This window comes from Lentzea sp. NPDC042327 (assembly GCF_040647275.1).
Taxonomy (GTDB): Bacteria; Actinomycetota; Actinomycetes; order Mycobacteriales; family Pseudonocardiaceae; genus Lentzea.
In genome coordinates this window covers 632,310-651,437 of record NZ_JBEZBX010000003.1, presented here as the reverse complement: position 1 = coordinate 651,437, position 19,128 = coordinate 632,310, and the positions used below count along the sequence as shown (strand labels likewise).

Annotated in this window: 1 protein-coding gene (cut by a window edge); it reads right to left on the bottom strand. The window is 72.0% G+C overall.

Annotated elements, in window-relative coordinates:
- On the bottom strand, nt 1-19,128 hold the 5' portion of the coding sequence (locus AB0A63_RS10840; RefSeq protein ID WP_360388210.1) for a hypothetical protein. It extends 15,576 nt beyond the left edge of the window; the window shows 19,128 of its 34,704 coding nt (coding positions 1-19,128); its start codon is at nt 19,126-19,128; its stop codon lies off the left edge, out of view.

Sequence of the window (19,128 nt, the reverse complement as noted above, 5' to 3'; positions counted from 1 at the left end):
CGCCACGACGACGACGGCGCGTTCGGTGATCGTGGCGGTGACGCGGCCCGCCGCGCCGATGCCGGTCGACTTGGTGCGGGACTTGGTGTGCTGGGTCGCCTGCGTGTCGGAGGTGGTGACCACGGCGGGGTCGGCGGCGGTGCGCACCTCCCCGGTGTCGCGCAGGTCCGACATCGACGCCTTGAGCGTGAACGACACGTGGTAGTCGTGGCCCCAGCCGTGCTTGGGCTGCACCGGGATGCGCAGACCGTCCGCCGACAGCGCCCGGTCCGCGAGCAGACCGAGCTCGCGGTCGGTGAGCAGGCTGCGCAGGGCGTCCCTGCGGCTCAGCGCCTCCTGGAGCTTGCGGCCGATCGTCCTGCCCGCGGAGGGGTCGTCGAACTGGGACAGGAACCGGTCGCTGCTGAGGTACCACCGCTTGTGGCCGGGAACGGTGCGAATGGAGTTCTCGATCAGGCCGAGGACCTGGGACGCGACCTGCGACACCTCCAGCGACGCTCCCGCGAGGGCCCGGCCGGACTCCAGCGCCTCGGGCCCGTAGAGGCGGCGCGGCGGCACGGCGTCCGTCTCCGGTGCGACTTCGGCCGTGACCTCACGCCACTCCACCGCGCGCACATCGCCGGCGAAGGTCATCGCGGGCTTGCCCGGCACCCGCACCTGGAGGTCGAAGACGCGTTCGACCTGCTGCGCGCGCCCACGCCGGGTGCTCGTGTGCTTGACCTCGCCGGAACGGCTGATGGACTGCTTGTGCGCGCTTTCCACCCCGCCCATGACCACCGGACCGGCGACCAGGCCTGCGACGCCGAGGTCGAACCCGGGGCCGGCCATCATCTTCGAGTTGGCGCCGTGGCTGGCGGTGCCCGAGTCGGAGACCTCCGCACCGATCGACTCGACGTCGGTGAACGTGACGTCGTCGAGCGTGCGGAGCACCACCGGTTCCTCGCGCTCGACCAGGCGCATCTCGACGGCGCTCGGCGTGTGCAGCCACGCGACGAACGGGTGCTTGCCGGTGAACAGCATCTCGGACCGGACCCAGCCGTGCCCGCGTTCGGCCTGCTCGGCGGTCACGGCCATGTCCTGGTAGCGCTTCTTGAACGTGCTGTCGTCGAGGAACTCCCTCAGGTTGCTGCGTCCGGGACGGCCCGGCTTCACCAGCGAGCCCGGCAGCGCGGAGACGACCTTGTCGAACAGCCGGTGCTCGCCGTCCGCGTCCGGCGGCAGCGGCCTGCCCCGGTAGCTGCCCGGCGCGTTCCGTCCGATGTGGACCGACTCGACGAAGGCCGGGCCGTCCGCGAGAACGCCTCCCGGCTCCCCGCCCGGCACGTCGGGCACCGAGAGGTCGGCGACGACGTCACCGACCTCGACGGGGTCGCCGACGACCCGGCCGCGGGCGTCGCGCAGGGTCAGCTCGATCCACACCGGCACCGACACGTCCCGCGTCGGGAACGCCACGGCCACCTGCCGGCCGCCGCTCGCCGTCGCACTGGCACCCACCGCGACCGAGTTGCTGGCGTCGGTGGAGGCCCCGACGGTGCCGACCGCGGTGAACCCCGGGGTGGCGGGGATGAGGACCAGCGCCAGCGCGGAGTTGGCCTGGGCCGCGCTCGACGCCGCCGAGAGCGTCGCGCTGCCGGTGGGACCGTCGAGCCCGACCGACCGCGACGCCGTTCCGCTCTCCGTCGCGCCGTCCCAGAGGTAGCGCGTCCTGGCGTGCAGCTCGTAGTGCTTGCCGCCGATCTCGACGTCCTCCGACCGCCCGTCGCCGAGGAACCCGCCGACACCGGTCTTCAACGCCGTCACGAAGTGCTCGACACCCTTGCGCTCGCCTTCGGGCAGCAGCGCGTCGATCGCGGCGTCCACCGCCGCGCCGCCCGCGATCTCACCGCGCTGGGTGACGAGCCCCGAGGACCGGTCGCCGGGGAGGTCGAGGCCTCCGGCGGTTGAGGACTCCTCCGCGGAGGGTGCGCCGTCCTCGACCGCAGCACCGTCCACTTCGGACCTCACCAGGGTGACGAGCGGGATGTCCTCGACCGCGGGATCCGGCAGGAGAGAGGCCGCGTCCTCCCGCGTGCCGCTCAGGTCCGGCTCTGCCTCGCGACCGTGCACCGCGTCGGCCACCACGTCGCCGGTGAAGGGCTTCGGTGGCATCGGCACGAAGGACGTCGCGGGCAGGGCCTCGTCGTTCACGGAGCCCCCGGCAACGCGCAGCGCGGCCTCCAGGCGGTCCGTGCCGGTGCCCGAAGGCTCGTTCGCGAGGGTGAACTCGACCCACTCGACGGGACCGTTCTCCCCCACCGCCACCAGGTCACCGGCCGAGTCGAACCGCACGTCCCCCGTGGTGGCGAGCACCGGCGCGCCGATCCGGTTCGCCAGGTGCTGCGCGAGCCCGGTGCCTCCTGAGGTCAGCAGGACGACGCGACCGGCGGGCGTCCCACCCTGCCAGTCGACGCTCTGCCGCTCACCGATCCCGCGTTCCTCGGCAGCGGCCGCGAAGTCCGCGACCGACCGGGTCTGACCGTTCCACAGCCGCACGTGCCGGCCGTCCGGTGTCAGGCTCACGGACAGCAGCAGGTCGTCGCGTCGGCGGGGCAACCGGTCCAGCAGGGCGAGCACCTGGCGCAGCTCGGTTTCGGGTGCGGGGAAGACGATCGCGTCCTTCCTGCCGACCTCCTGCGAACGCAGCGTGGCGTCGACCTCGGGGCTGAAGTGCCAGGGGCCGCTCATCGCCGCGCGCTTGACCAGCTCCTGCTGCGCCACCGGGCTCAACGGCAGGAGCTCCGCGAAGGACAGCAGGCGGTCCAACCAGAACTCGCGGTTCTCCACCCGGCCGCCCGGCGCGAGCAGGAGCGGTTCGCGCATCATCGCGGCGATCCGGTCGTGCGTGCTCGCGTCCGTCGCCGCCCGGTACATCGCAGCGCTGATCTCCGACTGGACCTGCCACGTCGCCGGGTCGAGGCTGCCCGTCCAGAACCGGAACTCGACGCGGCGCAGCGCCTCGTCGGGCTCGCCGAGGTGTTCGAAGTTGACGGCCTCGTTCCTGTTCGCGTTCAACGACCACACGACGCGCTGGTCGTGGCTCTCCGCCCGCATGCCGTCCGCGTACTCGTCGACGGAGTGCGGTGGCACCGGGTTCGGCCCCAGCAGGTCGATCCTGCGGTCCTGGCCGTCCGCCTCGACGCGGTTCCCCAGCCAGAACAGGACCTCCTCGTTGGCCTTGGCCAGCTGGGCAAGGCGCACCGCCTGCTCCGCGGTGAGACCGCCGGGGAGGCTGACGTTGACGTGGCCGCCCATCGCGCTCGCGTCGGGCGTGTCACCGTCCGCGTCGGTCTGCCGCCGCACGGTGCTGAGCACGGTGCGAAGGCCCTCCCACGCTTCCCTGCCACCGCGCAGCACCGGTGACACCAGCTCGGCACCGTCATCGTCCGAGTGTTCCGCCACCAACCGGTAGAGCCCATCGGGCGCGGAGGGAACCTCGTCGTAGAAGCGGACGCCGTCGTCCCACCTCAGGAAGCCCTGCTCCTCCAGGCGGCGACCGATCTTCTCCGGCACACCCGTCTCGAACTCGACCTCCAGCCCGAACCTCGTCTCCGGCGCCGCGGTCAGGCCGCCCGGGATGCCGGCGGGGTGGAAGCCGAGAGGGTTGCCGCCCCGCTCGACCACGGCTCGTGCGCGGTCGTAGATGCCGGTGATGTGGCGCAGCCGCACGGCTCGGGCACGGGTGAGCAGGGCGTCGAGGGCATCCAGCCGGTCCTGCAACGCATCGGCCACCGTCGGGGGGAACGTCTCCGCCGGCCGGGCCGCGACCTGCCGCCAGTGCACGGCCCGGTCGCGCAGCTCGGCGCCGAACGCGCCGGGCAACGCGGTCAGGTGCCGGTCCAGCTGAGCGAGTCCGTCGGAGATCGACCGGAGCAGCTCGGGCACCGACCTGTTCCTGGGCAGCGGTGCGTCCGCGGTCCGCGCGGCCGGGTCCACCAGCGGCGAGGTCCGGTCGGGCCGCACGGGGTTCCAGCCCTCGACGGGCCCGAGCTGGCTGACCATCGTCCGCTCGATCATCCAGGCGTGCCGCGGCTTGAGCACCGGCAGTCCATCGTGGACAGCCGGTCCCATCGGGCCGTCGTCTGCCACGACGCGGCTGCGCGAGTCGTCGGCGAGGAACACCCGGTGCGGGTCGACGTGCTCGTCCACCAGCCCGACGAAGTGCAGGACCTCGTGGGCGAGCGCCTCGCGGTCGTCGGAACGCCACCGCGTCTGGCGGCTGGCGTCGTCGTCACCACGCGGCCGGATGTCGACGTCGGAGTGCGCGAGCTCGTGCGGTCCCGCGAACTCGACCCGGACGTGCAGCTGGTCGCCGCCGGGAAGCCGGTACCCCGCGTTCGCGATGGTGTCGAGGCCGCGCTGGACGTCGGCCTCCACTTCCAGCCGGAGGTCCGGGGCGATGTCGCCGACCGGCCGCAACCGGACGGTGAGCTCGCGGACGTGCCGGTCCCCCACCTCGATCCGGCGCACGTCGTACCGCACGCGCTGGACGTACCCCGCCGGTCCGCTGCGGGAGAGCCAGCCGCGGGCCGGGTCGAACAGCTCCGTGTCGACGGTGCGGACCCCGGCACCCGCACGCAGGTGCTCCCAGTCCGACGGCCGCAGTGGCGCGTCCTGGGGGTCGAACCACGGCGCCCGCTCGGCACGGGAATGCCGCCAGCGCTCGTCCTCGACCACCGGACGCGGGCGGGCGGGTTCGACCTGATGCGCGAGGTCGACCGGTGACGCGGTCTGTTCCGATCGCGTCGCCACCTCGTGGTGGGACGGGTTCTCGTCCACCGCCGGACCGCGCCGGACGGGCTGCGCCTGAGCACCGGAGCCGAGTCCGACCGGCTGCGGGGACTGCACGGTCGCCGAACCACGGCGAGCGAGCGGCGCGAACGCCTCGTTCATGTCGTGGATCGCCTGCGGGAAGCCGGGTCTCGCCTCCACGGCTGCCAGCTGCCGCGCGCCGAGGATTTCAGGTGGGAGTGTCACGATGACGCGGGCGGGCGGCTCCGAGCCGGGTGTCGCGACGTCGACGGTCACGCTGACCCCGATGACCCAGGGGTCCACGCCCAGGCCGAGCCGGTCGAGCTGCGCGCTCTCCGCAGCCACCGCCGCGCGGAACATCCGCTCGATGCCCTCGGCACGCGCTTCCGCCAGCGCGCGGTCCACGCCGTCGAGAGGCATCTCGTGCACGATGATCTCCACCGCGGGGAGACCGGCCTGCTTGAGAGCCCGCCACGCTGCCGCGCGCGTCACCAGGCGCGCCGTCTCCCGGACGTCCGCGGCCTGCAGGTACGACAGGTAGGTCTGGCCGGGGTCGAACTGCACGGTGGTGTCGTCGATCCGGTACGCCACGAGATCGGACAGCGGTACCTCGGGGATCGGCGCCAGCGGGTCGGCCGCGGTGAAGCTCCCCTCGTTCTTGACTGCCCTGACCGCGTTGTTCGTGTGCACGCTGACGACGTTCGTGGCGGCGAAGACCTGGGACCCGTGGTTCCGGTCCAACTCCCGCTGGAACAGCTCCGCGGCGGTGGGGGTCGTGGGCGAGATCGAGGAGTTGAGCCAGCACTGCACCAACGCGACCGGCGTGTCGGAATCCGGAGCCGCCGCGGCGAAGAGCGTCGTCCCCGCCACCACCGCAGCGCTGTCGACACCGTTCAACGTCTGCGTGTCGCCGAAGACGAAAGGACGATCGGTCTGAAGACCGAACATGAGCCCACGAGGGGCACCGTGCCCGTCGACGAGCCACGGGACACGACTGGAGCCCGCCCACGGTGCGACGTAGGCCTTCATCACGGCGGTGCCGCCCGGTCCGGTCATGACCTCGCGGAGGTAGTACTGCAGCTCCACCTCGTCGCTGTGCCGCGCGGCGGCGGACATGTGGTGGTCATCGACCAGGGTGAGCGGGAAGTACTGGCCGTGCTCGCCCAGCCGGTCGCTCACCAGGGGACGGGTGATCACGTCGGCGGAGGACGCCTTCGACGGCGGAGAGGAGAGGAACTCCCCGCTCTGCAGGGAGATCGTCCCGTCCTGGTGCAACGTGGCGACACCGCTGGGCGAGTACGTCCACCTGGAGTACCCACCAGCCGCGAAGACGCTGGAGAACGCGTCGAAGTCACCGGCCACGCCGTTCAGCGCGAGCAGCACGACACCTCGGCCGTTCTGCTCGCCGGTGTCGGTGGTCAGCGCGGCGCGCAGCTCGTCGTCCGCGCGCATGACCTTGGCCAGAGCCGCGGGGGTCAGGTCCACAGCTGCCTGGTCACGGCGCACCGCCTGGACCCCGCGCCTGCCGGAGCTCGCGATCAGGAAGACCGGGAGCCGGTCCAGCCACGGTGACTGCTCGCTGCCCTGGGCCACGCGGAACGACTGCACGGTGTCCGCGGTGACGTTCTCCGCCCACTGGCTCGCCCGTTCGAACTCGGTCTCGTCTCCGGGAGCCCTGAGGTAGACGGCCACGGCGACCTCGTCGCGGTTGCGCAGCACCACCGACTGGAGATCACCGGCGCGCAGGGGGGACACGAGGGGGAACTCGGTGGCGGGGTCGTGGGTGACCGAGTCGTCCCTGATTTCGACCGCACCGTCGGGGGCGTAGACGTCGGTGAAGAAACCCGCCTCGTGCAACGCTCCGGCGAAGTCGAACCCCAGCTGGCCGAAGTTCGCCTCGGTGCCGGCGAAATTCGCGAGCAGCACCACGGGACGGCTCGGATCGGCCTCCAGCGCGGCCCGGGAACCGCTGTCGGACAGCCACAACCGGCCCAGGTCCCCGCCTCCGAGCTCCAGCACCGCTCCGGCCTTGGACCGCACGCGCACGAACGTGCCGTCGGGAGAGTCCACCACGACGACCAGGGGCGAGCCGGGTGCCCACGGACCCGTCGGCCCTTCCGTGCGGCCCGTCCGCAGGGCGTCCGCGAAGTCCTGGATCGTCGCGGCTTCCAGGCCCGCCACGGGGAACCCGGTCACCGGGCCGCCTGCGACACTCACCACGTCGCTGGCGGTCGGCGTCCCGCTCTCCTCGACCCGTGCGTCATGGGGGATCACCAGCGCGCCCTCGTCGGAGAACTTGAGCCTGCCCCCGAAGTCGTGGCCCTGCACGGGTCCGGTGAGGTCGCGGAGGGTGGCCAGCAGCTTCGCGTTCGCTCCGCTCACCGAGCCGGTCGGCAGTGACTCGTCATGGGTGAACAGCAGCAACTGCGGGCGCACCGGACCGGCCGTCGCCTGGCGGAACAACGCCGATCCCGCCAGCATGTGCGCCGCCACCTCGGCGTCCACGGGCAGGGTGGAACCGTCCACCAGGGGCAGGGTGTACCCGTTCTGGCCGTGTTCGCCCACCAGCGTCACCGGGCGGGTCCGGGCGCCCGTCGTCGCGGGAGCCCACTTCCCGGCGCGGTAGTGGTGCACCACGTGACCGTCCGCGTCCTTGAGCTCCTCGGCCACCAGTCGCTGGGACTGGTCGGTGGACAGGGCCATCGACCGCAGCACGTCCCCGTCGAGGACGCCGGGGGTGGCGAACCCGATGCCCACCAGGCCGCCGTCGTTCCTCCTGAACGAAACCCAGCCGACATCACTCGGCCGGACCTGGGAGACGGGCTCGTAGTAGCCGTCGTTGATCACCACGGTGCTGTTGGACGGGCCGAGCCCGAGCGGATCGGTGGCCGCGCTCACGAGGTGGCGCGATCCGGCGTGCCACAACGCTTCCGCGAACTCCTGCGCCGCGCGCCGGGACGCCTCGGGACGGTCGGGGTCGGCACCGACGAGCCGGATCGGCGTGGCGGGGGTGACCCAGCGCCGGTAGGCGGGCGAGTTCCGGACGCGGAACGCGAGGGTCGCCGGCGTGACCGGCACGCCCCGGACGAGGAACCGGTCCCCCACGAGCGTCGCGTAGACGTAGAACGACTTGCGCGCTCGCGGGTTGACCGGCTGCCGCGCGTGCAGGAACACCCAGGGCGGCTCGTCCGGCAAGCCGGAGCCGAAGCTCAGGCCTCCCGCCGCGGCCGTGGTCGGTGCGTGCTCGTGGCCCTGGGGCCAGTCCGGCAGGTCCACGACGACGCTCACCGCGGTCGACGGAACCGCCAGCTGCAGCACGTCCGGCGCCGGCTGGGAGGGGTCCACCGCCTGGCCGTCCCGCAGCAGGGCCGCGACGACGGTCGTCTGCTCGGGCCTGCCGGAGATCAGGACGACCGGCATCGCCGAGCCGGAGTCCTGCTGGAGCGTCACGGCGGTGGCGAGCCTGGACCTGAGCACCGCCAGGTCCGCCTGTTCGGCGGGGTCGGAGAGCTGGTTCGACACCGGGTCGACGTGGAAGAGGCTCGCCTGCGCCAGCTGCTCTTTGACGACGTCGCGCAGTGCGGGCGTGACCGGTGGCTGCACCAGTTCGAACCCGGCCGGGATGGAGCCCGCGTCGCTCGCGGTGTCCGAACCGGAGTCGTCGCTCTCCGCGCCGGGGACCGGCGTGGCGGGCCGGGGCAGGAGGGCGACCGGCGGTGCGGTGTCACCTCCACGCGTCGTGCGGACACCGTCCGAACGGTCCACCGTCCTCGACGGACCGTCGAACGCCGCGCGCGAGACCGCGACGGTGGCCCGCCCGCTGCCGGAGTTGCTCATCGCGGGGAAGGCCGCGCCGATCGCGGTACCCCGCCGGTCGCGGAACAGCTCCCGGATGCTCTCGTGGTTCCCGGTGCTGACGACGTCCGAGTCGGCTCGTGCCTCCAGCGCCACCTCGATCCTGACCTCGTGCGGCCCGACGCCGTGGTCGCCCTGCGGCCCCCTGGTCGTGATCCGGACGTGGTCGACGTCCACGGGCATACCGCGGTCGGCCATGTCCTGCGCCTCGTCGGCCAGCGCCGCGCGGAACCGGCGCTCGACCTCGACCACCCGCGCGGACGAGAGCAGCCCACCGGTCTGCGGGTGCACCGGACCGCGGCTCGTCCCGCCGCCCACGATGGTCACCGCCGGCATCGCCGTGACCCAGTGCTCCTGCGCAAGCCTCAGCTGCCGCCACGCGGCGGCCCGCACCACGGCACGAGCAGTCGTCTCGATCTCGGCGTCCGAACCGGCGAGGACGTCCGTTCCGGCCGGGTCGAACGCGGCGGTGACCGCGGGAACGTCGTTGGCCGCCAGTTCCCGCAGTTCGACGGGCGGGCGTGCGCGGCCGCCGGGAGGGACGACCTCCACGATGTCGCCGCCGTCCTCGACCACGTAGTTGTCGCCCTTGCCGGGCAAGAGTTCCCGGGTGGCCGCGAACATCCTCGGGACCGCCCGCTGCGGCGCGACCGACCGCCACGCCCGCAGGATCGCGCTGGCCATGCTCTCGCCGCTGTCACCGGGTTCGACACCACCCACGAAGCACATCTCGAGCATCAGGGCCGGGGTGGTGTTCGGATGCGCCTGTGCGAACAGGTGGTGGCCGCTGAGAACGGCAGCCGCCGCTCGCGGGTCCAGCGGGACCGCGTCACCCAGCAGGTAGGGCCGATTTCCCGGCAGCGCCGCGTACACGGCCGACCGGTTCCCGTGCGCCCCGGCGTACCAGGTCTCAAGCCCGAAGAAGGGACTGAGCTTCGGCACCAGGGTGTTCGCTCCGGTGCCGGACGAGTCCTGGAGCACGCGGCTGGAGAAGTAGAAGTCGCGGTAGCCGGCGCTTGCTCTGCCCGCGTCGTTCACGTCGTCGACCAGATCGAAGTCTGCTGACGGGAAGATCACACCGTGAAGACCGTGGAGGTCGTTCTTCTTGGGGTAGGAGACGAGGCTGGAGATCTCGACGGGTGGCGTGGCCGCACTGTCGAACCGGGGCACCTCCACGACGACTGAACCGTCGGACGAGAACCCCATCCGTCCACCGGACCAGTGGATCCTGCGCGAGTAGCCGCCTCCGGCGAGGCCCGTCGCCAACTCGTCCGGCCCCACCACGGGACCGTCGATCGCGGCGAACACGACCGACGGTTCCACCAGGCCCGTACCGTCGGCCTCCGTCGGTCCGCTGCCGAGGAGGAACCGCAGCCTCAGGTCGTTCCGCAGCACCGTCATCATGACCTGCGGGGTGACGTCGAGATCGCGCAGTCCTCGCAAGGAGGCGCGATAGCCGACCGGACCGGTCCGCACGAGGACGAACCCCGGCGTGCTGTCCTCGTTCGACCAGCTCGCCGTGACCGGAGTGCCGTCCGGAAGCCTCGGGAACCACAGCGAGTCGTCCTCCGCTGCGGCGGCCCACGCCTGGACCTGGGCGAAGAAGTCGTCGTCGCCCAGGGTGCGCACGACCAGGGCCCTGGGGTCGCCCTCCCGGTCCAGCACCAGCGTCACGTCGAGGTCACCGGCTCGCAGCCCCGACACGTCGGTGTAGCCGGTTCCCGGATCAGCGATCGTCGTGAGGTCGCCGCCGCCCCGCAACGCGTACACCGTCGGGAACAAGCCGGACTCGTGCAGCCGTGTGACGAGGTCGAAGGCGAAGGTGCCGAAGTCCTGCTCACCGGACAGGTGCGGTTTGACGATCACCACGGGACGGGTGGGATCGGCCGTCAGCGCCGAGAAGAAGCCCTGGTCGGACAACAGGGCCGTTCCGCCCCAGGCACCATCCACGTCGACCTGCGCGCCGTCGCCGAGAGTCGCGCGGGCGGCACCCGCGGCATCACCGGGGGCGGCGACGAAGAACGGCCGTGCGGCGCCCCACGGCCCAGGAACCACGAAACGGCCGCTTTCCACGGCGTCGGAGAACGCTTGCAACGTGTCACGTGACCACGGGCCCGTCTGCTCCGCGCCGGGAAGACCGAACACCGAACCGGAGCGGAACACCGACGTCGCGTCGACCGGCAGCGGGTGGTGGCCGAAGAGAACGCCGGTCGCCACTATCGTGACGCCGTCCGTCCTCATCCCGATCTCGCCGGCGGCGGTGTGGGTTTCGAACGTCTTCCCGGTGGCTCTGGAGAGTTCGGCAGCCAGTTCAGCGGTGAGGCCGAGCGCCTGTTGCGGGTCCCCCCAGACGTTCCGGTTCAGCAGCACCAGGGCCGGTTGCTCGGGTCCCGTGACCGCGGTGAGGAACTCCGGCCTGTTCACCAGGAACTCGGCGGTCTCCCGCGGGGTCGACAGCAGCATCCTGCCGTCTTGACCGACCGCGAGGTCGAAGTGCCCTGGTTCCGGGGTCGACGACAGTGCCACCACCAGGGGGCGCACCCGCCCCGGTTCGGTGAGCACCGCCCACGGAAGTGGCAGTTCACGTCCCTCCGCCCTGGGCCGGCCCGGAGGAACCACCGCCGAGACCCGTTCCGCGTGCACTGTCGGGACGGTTCCCGGTAGAGGGGTGAACCAGCGTGCTCTGGAGACGTCGAACCCGATCAGAGCGCCGGTCGAGTTCGTGATGGGACCGGAGACGACGTTTTCGGAGGTGGTCAGGTATTCCCGGTCGAACAGCAGGTCGGCCGGCTCCAGCAGGGTGCGGAGATCGTCCGGTTGGTCCTGATCGACCCTGGTCCACACCGGTCGGTTCGGCGCGTCCGCCAGAACCACCTCGGCGAACCGGTGGACGAAGTCCTCGGCGGCACGCACCTCGCCAGCCGGATCTTTGGTCAACGCGTCGGGCGAGCTGAACAGGAGGATGACGCGAAGGGGCAGCTCCCGGTCGAGCGAGCGGAAGGTGTCCGAGTCGCGCACCACCTGGCCGGCGGTGTCCGCGTCGAGCAGGTGGTCACCGGCGACAGCGTGACCGTCCTCGAACTCCAGCAGGACGAACGCCGATGAGGTCGCCGTCCAGTCGCCCTCCCCGAGCCACTCGTGCACCCGCTGCGGCCACCCGTCCGATTCCGACTCGTCGGACACCAGGGCGATCGCTTCGCGTGCGTTTTTCGTCGGTGGGTAGGTGACAACGGCGTACGGGGATGTCGAGGGGCTTCCGGCGGTACCGGCCGGACCGGCGGGAGAAGCGCCGCCGGGCAGTCCCTCGCGCTCGCGCTCGACCACCTGGGTCCCGGTCTCGGCGGCCAGGTGCGCCGCCAGGTCCTCCGGCCTGTCCCCGTCGCCGACCAGACCGCGGAGCTCCTGGTACCTGCGGTAGGCCACCAGCGTGACGATGGCGTCGTGGTCGAGGTTCTCCTGCGCGGGGACCTCGATGAACAACGGAGGCCTGCGCACGTGCCGGTCGACGATCCGGCGCGCCTCCTGCCGCAGCGCGTCCACCTCGCGTTGCGGCGCCTTGCCCCAGCGGCGGTCCACCTCTCCCACCTGGTCCAGGCGCGAGAGCAGGTCCGGGGCCGCGGTGCGGGGAGCCTCCTGCTCCTCGACCTCCGGTGCCGGATCGGGGGTGACCTCCTCCTCGGCGACCTCTTCGGCGACCTCCTCTTCGGCGACCTCCTCGTCAGAGACCTCCTCGGCGATCTCCTCGTCGGCTTCCCGGCGTTGCTCGGCGGCGATCTCGCGGTCGTGCTCGGCCTTGGCGGCCCACCACTCCTGCTTCGCCTTCTCCTCCTCGCGCACGGCCGCGCGTTCCGCCTCGACGGTGGCGGCGTGGGCGGCGGTGACCGCACCGGACTGCGCGATGACGCGGGCGAGTCGCGTTTCCTGGTCCACGAGCCTGCGCAGAGCCGCGTCGGCGGCCGCCCACTCACCGCGCCGCCGCTTCACCTCCTCGCGGTGGTGCTCCCTGGACTCGGCGGGTGCGTTCTTCCACTCCTCGCGCGCCCGCGTGAACTCGTCGCGACGCTCACGTGCCAGCTCCCGCTGGGCCTGGACGAGGGGCCGGATCTCCTGCCGGTCCACGATCGCGGTGGAGCGCCGCTGGTCGGCGGCCTCCAGCGGCCGGGCGGCGACCTCCACCCGGTCGGACGCGGCGATCCGGGCCCGCTCGGCCTTCAGCCAGGCCTCGGCCTTCTCCGCGAGCACCGTCGTGGAGTCCACCAGCTGGTCGGGCAGCTCCCTGCCCGTCAGTTGCGTGGCGTTCGTGTCGTACATTCGCACGGCGAACGCGTCGTGCACGCGGCGGTCCTTGTAGGCGACCGCTTCCGTCTTGCCGTGCTGCGTGCGGGGACGGGCGACGACACGGGTGTCCACGCTGGTGACCAGTGCCCGGGTGAGCTTCTCGTCCGTCCTGGTCTCGGAGCTCATCGGCTCGGCGCTCCTGGACTCGTCCGTCCGGGAGAGCTCGCTCTCCTCCAGCTCGGGACCGAGCGCGGTGTGCGTGGTCCTCGTCGTGGAGGCGCCCTTCGCGTCGAACGGGCTGCGGAACGGCTTCGTCCCGGACTCGGTGCCCTTGCCGGAGCCGGTCGAGGTCGCCTGGCCCAGCGCGCCGAACGGGGCCGTGTTGAGCAGCTCCGCCTCGTTGCCGCTGGTGAAGCCGACCTCGGTCTCCTCGGACCGCACCCGCTGGGCGTCGATCCGCACACCCGCGCTCGTGCTGGCGAACCTCGGCGTGCGCGACGGCCGGAAGTGGATCTCCACGTCGTGGTCGAGGCCGTCGTGCAGGGAGAGCACGAACCGGCCGTCCAGCGCGGCCTGGAACGCGGCGCGCACGCTCGTGGGGGTGATCGCGGTCCGGAGCACGCGCAGGACCTTCGGAGTGATGTCGACGCCCGCGGCGCGCAGCACGTCCACCGCGTCGCGGCGCAGGACGTCGATGTCTCCGAAGTAGTGCTCCGCCCAGTGGGCGCCGAGGTCCTTCATCGGCGGAACGGGCGTGCCGTCGGGCAGCGTCGTCCGCCACGCCGCCATGTCCTCGTCGCTCAGCGGGCCGGTGCGGACACCGCTGTCCGCCTCGGCCGAGCCGAACCGGCCTCCCCGCACCGGCGGGGGGAACGCCTCCTCCGCGAGCTTGGTGACCTCGGCCTCCTCGGTCACCTCGACCGAGCCGTAGTCACGTCCGTGGCGCTGGACCCGCAGCGTGACGTCCAGGCGTCCGGTGTGGACGGCGACAGGGCCCTCGACGGTGGCCGACTGGCTGTACTTGGTCCGTTCCTCCGTGGACTTCTTCAGCTCCCTGCGGCCGAAGATCCCTTCGAGACCGGGCCCCGCGCCCGCCTGTCCCTCGGTCCGCTTGGGCTTGGCGTTCTCGTCCTGCCCACTGCTCGGGTCGGTCGTGCCGGGGTTGCGCACGACGACGGCCGCGCGGGACGACGCGATGGCGGTGAACAGGGTCCGCACCCGGCTCGTGACGCCCTTCGCGCCGAGCTCCGCGCTCACCCCGGCCTTGAGCTTCGCGACGTTCCGCACCGCGCCCTGGGAGGGTTCCTCGGTGAACGACGCGTCGATCACGAGCTCGTAGGTTTCGCCGTGGAAGCGGTCCTCCAGCCTGTTCGGGGCCACCTGCCCGCCGTTGATCAGGCTGTTGACCATGCGGTTGGCGTCCGACAGGAAGTTCTTGACGCTCGCGATGTTGACGTTGTTCGGGTCGAGGGTGGAGTCCGGCAGCAGCCTGCGGGCCTTGTCCGCGCCGATGGCGGGGTGGCGTGCCAGCTCGTCGCGCAGGGCGTCGACGTGCTGCTGGAGGTCGATCGGCCGGCTGATGCCGCCGAGGCCGACCGACTGGCCCTCGGTCCGTCCTGGGCTGAGCCCCGGCGGCACGGCGAGCGTCCCGTCGGGGCGGGACGCGGCAGGAGGGGTGCCGGTCGCGAGCTCCGCGAGCTGGTCCGCCGTCACCCAGGCGAGCACGGACTCCGGCAGGTGGACCACCTCACCGGCCCTGGTGAGCGGTTTCGGGTCGGTCAGGCCGAAGGTGAGGTTGTTCTTGTGGACGGCCTCCGCGACGACGGTCGCGTCGACGTCCAGGCGGACCAGGAACATCTTCTGCGGCAGCTCGCTGATCGAGAGCTTCTCCGCGGTCTCGACGTAGCCGGAGTCCGACCTGCTGTCGCTGCCGCTGTACGGCGATCCGAGGAGGACAAGGATGCCGCGGGGCATCGCGTGCGTGCCCTGCTCGCCGGCCGTCAGGCTCCTGTCGGTCAGCACGGGGACCCCGACGACGTACCCGCCGAAGGTGTCCGTGGGGCCGCTGACACCGGTGACCTTCGACGTGCCCTGGACCTCGCGCACGACCTGCTGGTACTCGTGCGCGGTGACGGGTGTCGCCGACAGGCGCGGTGCGAAGGTGACGCCCCAGCTGCCGAACAGGTCGTGCACCCGGCGGCCGTGCAGCTTCTTGGCGGAGTCGATCACCAAGGTGTCGCTGAACAGGCGCAGGTCCTGCGTCAGCTTCTCGGAGGCGAGCTCCTCGCTGACCGTCTGCGCGATGACGCCGGTGCGGCTGCGCACCACGGGGTCGTGACCGGAGGCGGCGCTCATCACCTCCAGCGCGGCCTGCTGGAGCTTCTCCGCGCCGTGGAACGACACGATCTCGACGTCGTCGAAGCGGTGCGACATCGGCGGGCGCAACGCGTGCGGTGCGGGCGGGTCGGGCAGCGTGCGCGTGGGCGTGGGCACGACCGGCGCGGCGGGCTCGGCGTCGAACGGGTTCCCCGGTGCCAGCAAGACTTCGGGGACCAGCGTGCGCATCTCGACCGAGATCTCGCCGGGCACGCGGGGCATCTCCGCGTGCGTGGGCAGCTGACGACCGCTGCGGCCGGGGATGATCCTGCGCACGGCCTCGGCGTGGCGGCGCTCCGAGTCGACCCTGAAGTCGATCGTCAGCGTGGACTTGAACTGGCGGACCGCCCGGTCGCCGATCTTGCCCTCCTCGGTGAGCGAGTCGCCCTTGCGCCGTTCGACCCTGCGCTTCGCCTTCGAGCCGAAGGTCGTCTCCTTCGACCAGTTCCGCGCTCCGCGCACGCCGAACAGCAGGACGCCGAACGCGGTGGTCGAGGGCCCCGAGCCGGGAAGGAGGCCCATGAACCGCAGCTGGGGTCCGCCGCCGACCTCGGCCGACCTGGAACCACCGCTCTCGATGCCGTCGGTGGCCTTGCCGACGTAGACCTCCTCGAGCTCGTCGGCGGTGAGCGGGTCGCCCTCCTCGATGTCGCTGACCCGTGCCGTCACGGTCACCGTCGTGCGGTAGTCGTGGAACCAGCCCTTGCGCCGCACCGGAATCAGCAGCCCGCCGTCGCTCAGGCGCCGGGTGAGACGGGCGATCTCGTTCTCGTCCAGCGCTTCCGCGAGCGATCGGCCCCGCTGGATCGCCTCGACCGCCTTCGCGGTGAGCCGCCCGTCCTCGACGTCGCCGTCGGTGAACTGCCGGACGAACATCGAACTGCTGACGTACCACCGCCTTTGCAGCGGGACGTCGTGCAGCAGCGGCACCAGCGCCTGTTCGAGCAGCCGGCCGCTGTCGACCTCCTCCACCACACCGAGGATCGCCTTGCCCCGCTCGAACTCCGGCGGCCCCTGCACGGTCCGGTCGGCACCACCGCGGAACCCGCCGTCCTCCGGGTCGGGCCCGGCGAGCCCGACCCGTGCCGCGTTGCGCCGCGAGGTCCAGTGCAGTGCGGTGACGTTGCCGTCCAGCTTCCAGGGCCGCTGCCCCTCCTTGCCGACCTGGCGGACCTCGATGTCGTAGACCATCTCGTAGCGGACGGCGTCGCCCGTGATCTTCAGCGCCTGCTTGCCCGCGGTCGAGCCGGAGACCTTCCCCGACGCGTTCCGCTCGACGCTCGCGCTGCCCGTGAGGCCACCCGCCGCCATGACACCGGGGATCGGCTCGCCGCCACCACCGATGAAGCCGGACAACGCGAACTTCCGCTTCACGGCGTACTTGCCGGAGTGCTCGAAGTGCGCGTGCGTCCGCTCGGTGATCTTGACCTTGTCCCTGACCTGGTCGACGCGCACCCACCGCGCGACGGCGCGCATCTCCAGCTGCGTGCTGCGCGGACGCCACTCGAACCCGCGCCCACGTCCCTTGAAGATCGGCGGTGAGGCGACCCACCCCTTCTCCGGGTCGGCTTCGCCGTCGTAGACGGCCATCTTCGGCAGGTTCTCCGCGATCGTGCTCTCGCTGAAGAACTCCTCCACGACCTCGCGGCCGTCCGAACCGAGCGCGGTCGCCTTCGCGAAACGCGGCTGCAGGCGGGACAGGACCTGCTCGGCGAAGGTGGCCGTGCCGGGGTTGTTGACCACGGCCGACTCGGTGGCGACGCCGCGCGGCAGGCCGGTCAGCTCCGGCAGGCGGGTGGTCTCGTCCCCCTGCTTCTCCTGCCACACCGGGTCGTCGGCGACGAGCCGCTCGCGGTCCGCCCTGGTGACCGGGGCGATGTCCGCTCCGACGACGTCGCCGATCCGCGGCCCGATCTCCTCGTGGAGCACCGCGCGGCCCGCGTCGTCCTTCGTCGGGAGGTCGGTCGGCACCGTCAGGGTCACCCGGCCGCTGACCTCGACCTCCTGCTCCCCCTCCGGTGACATGACCCTGCGGCCGTCCTCGTCGAAGAGCCGGAACGACAGGGTGACCGGGACGTCGGCCTTCACCGCCGGGGTGTGCTCGACCTTCGTCGACCTGCCCAGCTCCTTCTTCTGCTCGCTGCTCACCTGCTCGACGGGCGCGGCGGGGATCGTGGGCATGACCTGGACCACGACGCCGGGCAGACCGGTGAACTGCAGGGGCGGCGAGAGGTTGTTCTGCCGCGTGCCGTCCTCCTCGACCGAGGACGACGTCTTGGTCTTCGACGAGGCGACCTGCTTGTTCTCGGCCTCGCCGAGGACCACCACGCGGTCCCAGTGCGCCGTGGCCTTGACCTCCAGGCTGTGGAACCGGTCGTCACCCTTGACGGTGGGACGGCTGCCGTGCTCCTGGAACGCGCCGGCGACCGCGTGCTCAAGCCCCTCGGACAGCTCGGCGGCACCGTCCCACTTCTGCACGCCGGGTGCGAGGCGCCTCAGCGCCTGCTCGACCTCGACGCGCGCTCCGTCGTCCCCGCGGAGCACGTCGATCTGCTCGGCGGCACCGAGCCCGCGGCTGTCCCGGAGGTACTGCGGGAGGCTGTCGCGCAGCCGTTGCTCCGCCGACTCGGGTGTCTGCTCTTCCGGTGTTGTGCCGCTGTCCTGTTCCTTGTCGGGTTTCTTGCCGGGTCGCTTGTCGGGTTCCTTGTCGGGCAGGGCGAACCGCACCCGGCGGCCGCCGGCCCCCTTCGCGTCCGTGCCCCGGTACAGCCTCGGCTCCGCGGCACCCGCGGGCAGATCGGCCGTGACCCGTCCACGCGGGACGTCGGCGAGCAGGTCGACCGGCCCGATCACCCGCGACAGCACGGACAGATACCGCGAGGGCACCTCGACCTTCGTGACCGCCCGCGGCACCCCGTCCGGCCCGGTCCGCTGGTGGCGCCCCATCAGCGTGCCCTCGACCGTCGGCCGGTTCGCGCCACCGGTCTCGTCCACGAGCCCGAACATGTGCCCGACCTCGTGCGCGGAGGCCAACGGCCCCTGCCCCGGCGTCCAGTGCGTCTGGTCGACGTCGTGCTCGGGGTCCAGGTGCACCACGTGGTGCACCACCGGCGAGCTCCCGTCGTGCGGAACAACCCGGAACCGCAGCAGGTCCCCGTTGTCCGTGCGCAGGTCCGGCCCGTTGAGGTACTGGTCCACCCCGTCCTGGGCGTCCCGCAACACCTCCCGCCGCACGTCCTCGCTGAAGCGGCCTTCGGGGTCGATGTCGACGACGACGGTCAGCTCCGTCGTCCACACACCGTCCTGCACCGCCCTGCGCACCTCGAACGCCGACCGTTGCACCTCCGGTTGGCCGGGCAGGCCGCGGAGGGTTCCCCGCTGGTGGGCGGGGGCTTGTTCCAGTGCGTCACGGCGGTACTGCTGTGCGGGTGTGGCTGGGGTGGGCTGCGCTTCCAGGTCTGGCTCCGACTCCACGTCGGAGTCGTCGGTCAGCGTGTCGTCGAAGACGGATTCGGTGTCGGTTTCGCGGTCGGAGTCGTGGTCGGTTTCGCGACCGGTCTCGCGGTCGGTCTCGCGACCAGCCTCACGGTCCGTCTCGCGGTCGGAGGCGCGATCGGTCTCGCGGTGGGAGTCGCGGTCGGGATCGCGGTCGGTCGCGCGATCGGAGTCGCGGTCGGTCGCGCGGTCAGAGTCGTGGTCGGAGACCGTGTCCACCTCGGCCGCGTGTGGCGTCGGGGTGTGGGAGACCTCCGGATTCTGGATCTCCGTTGTCCCGCGGTCCACTCCGAGCTCGCTCGGCGCCTCGACCACCGGGAGCACGTCCGGCCTCAC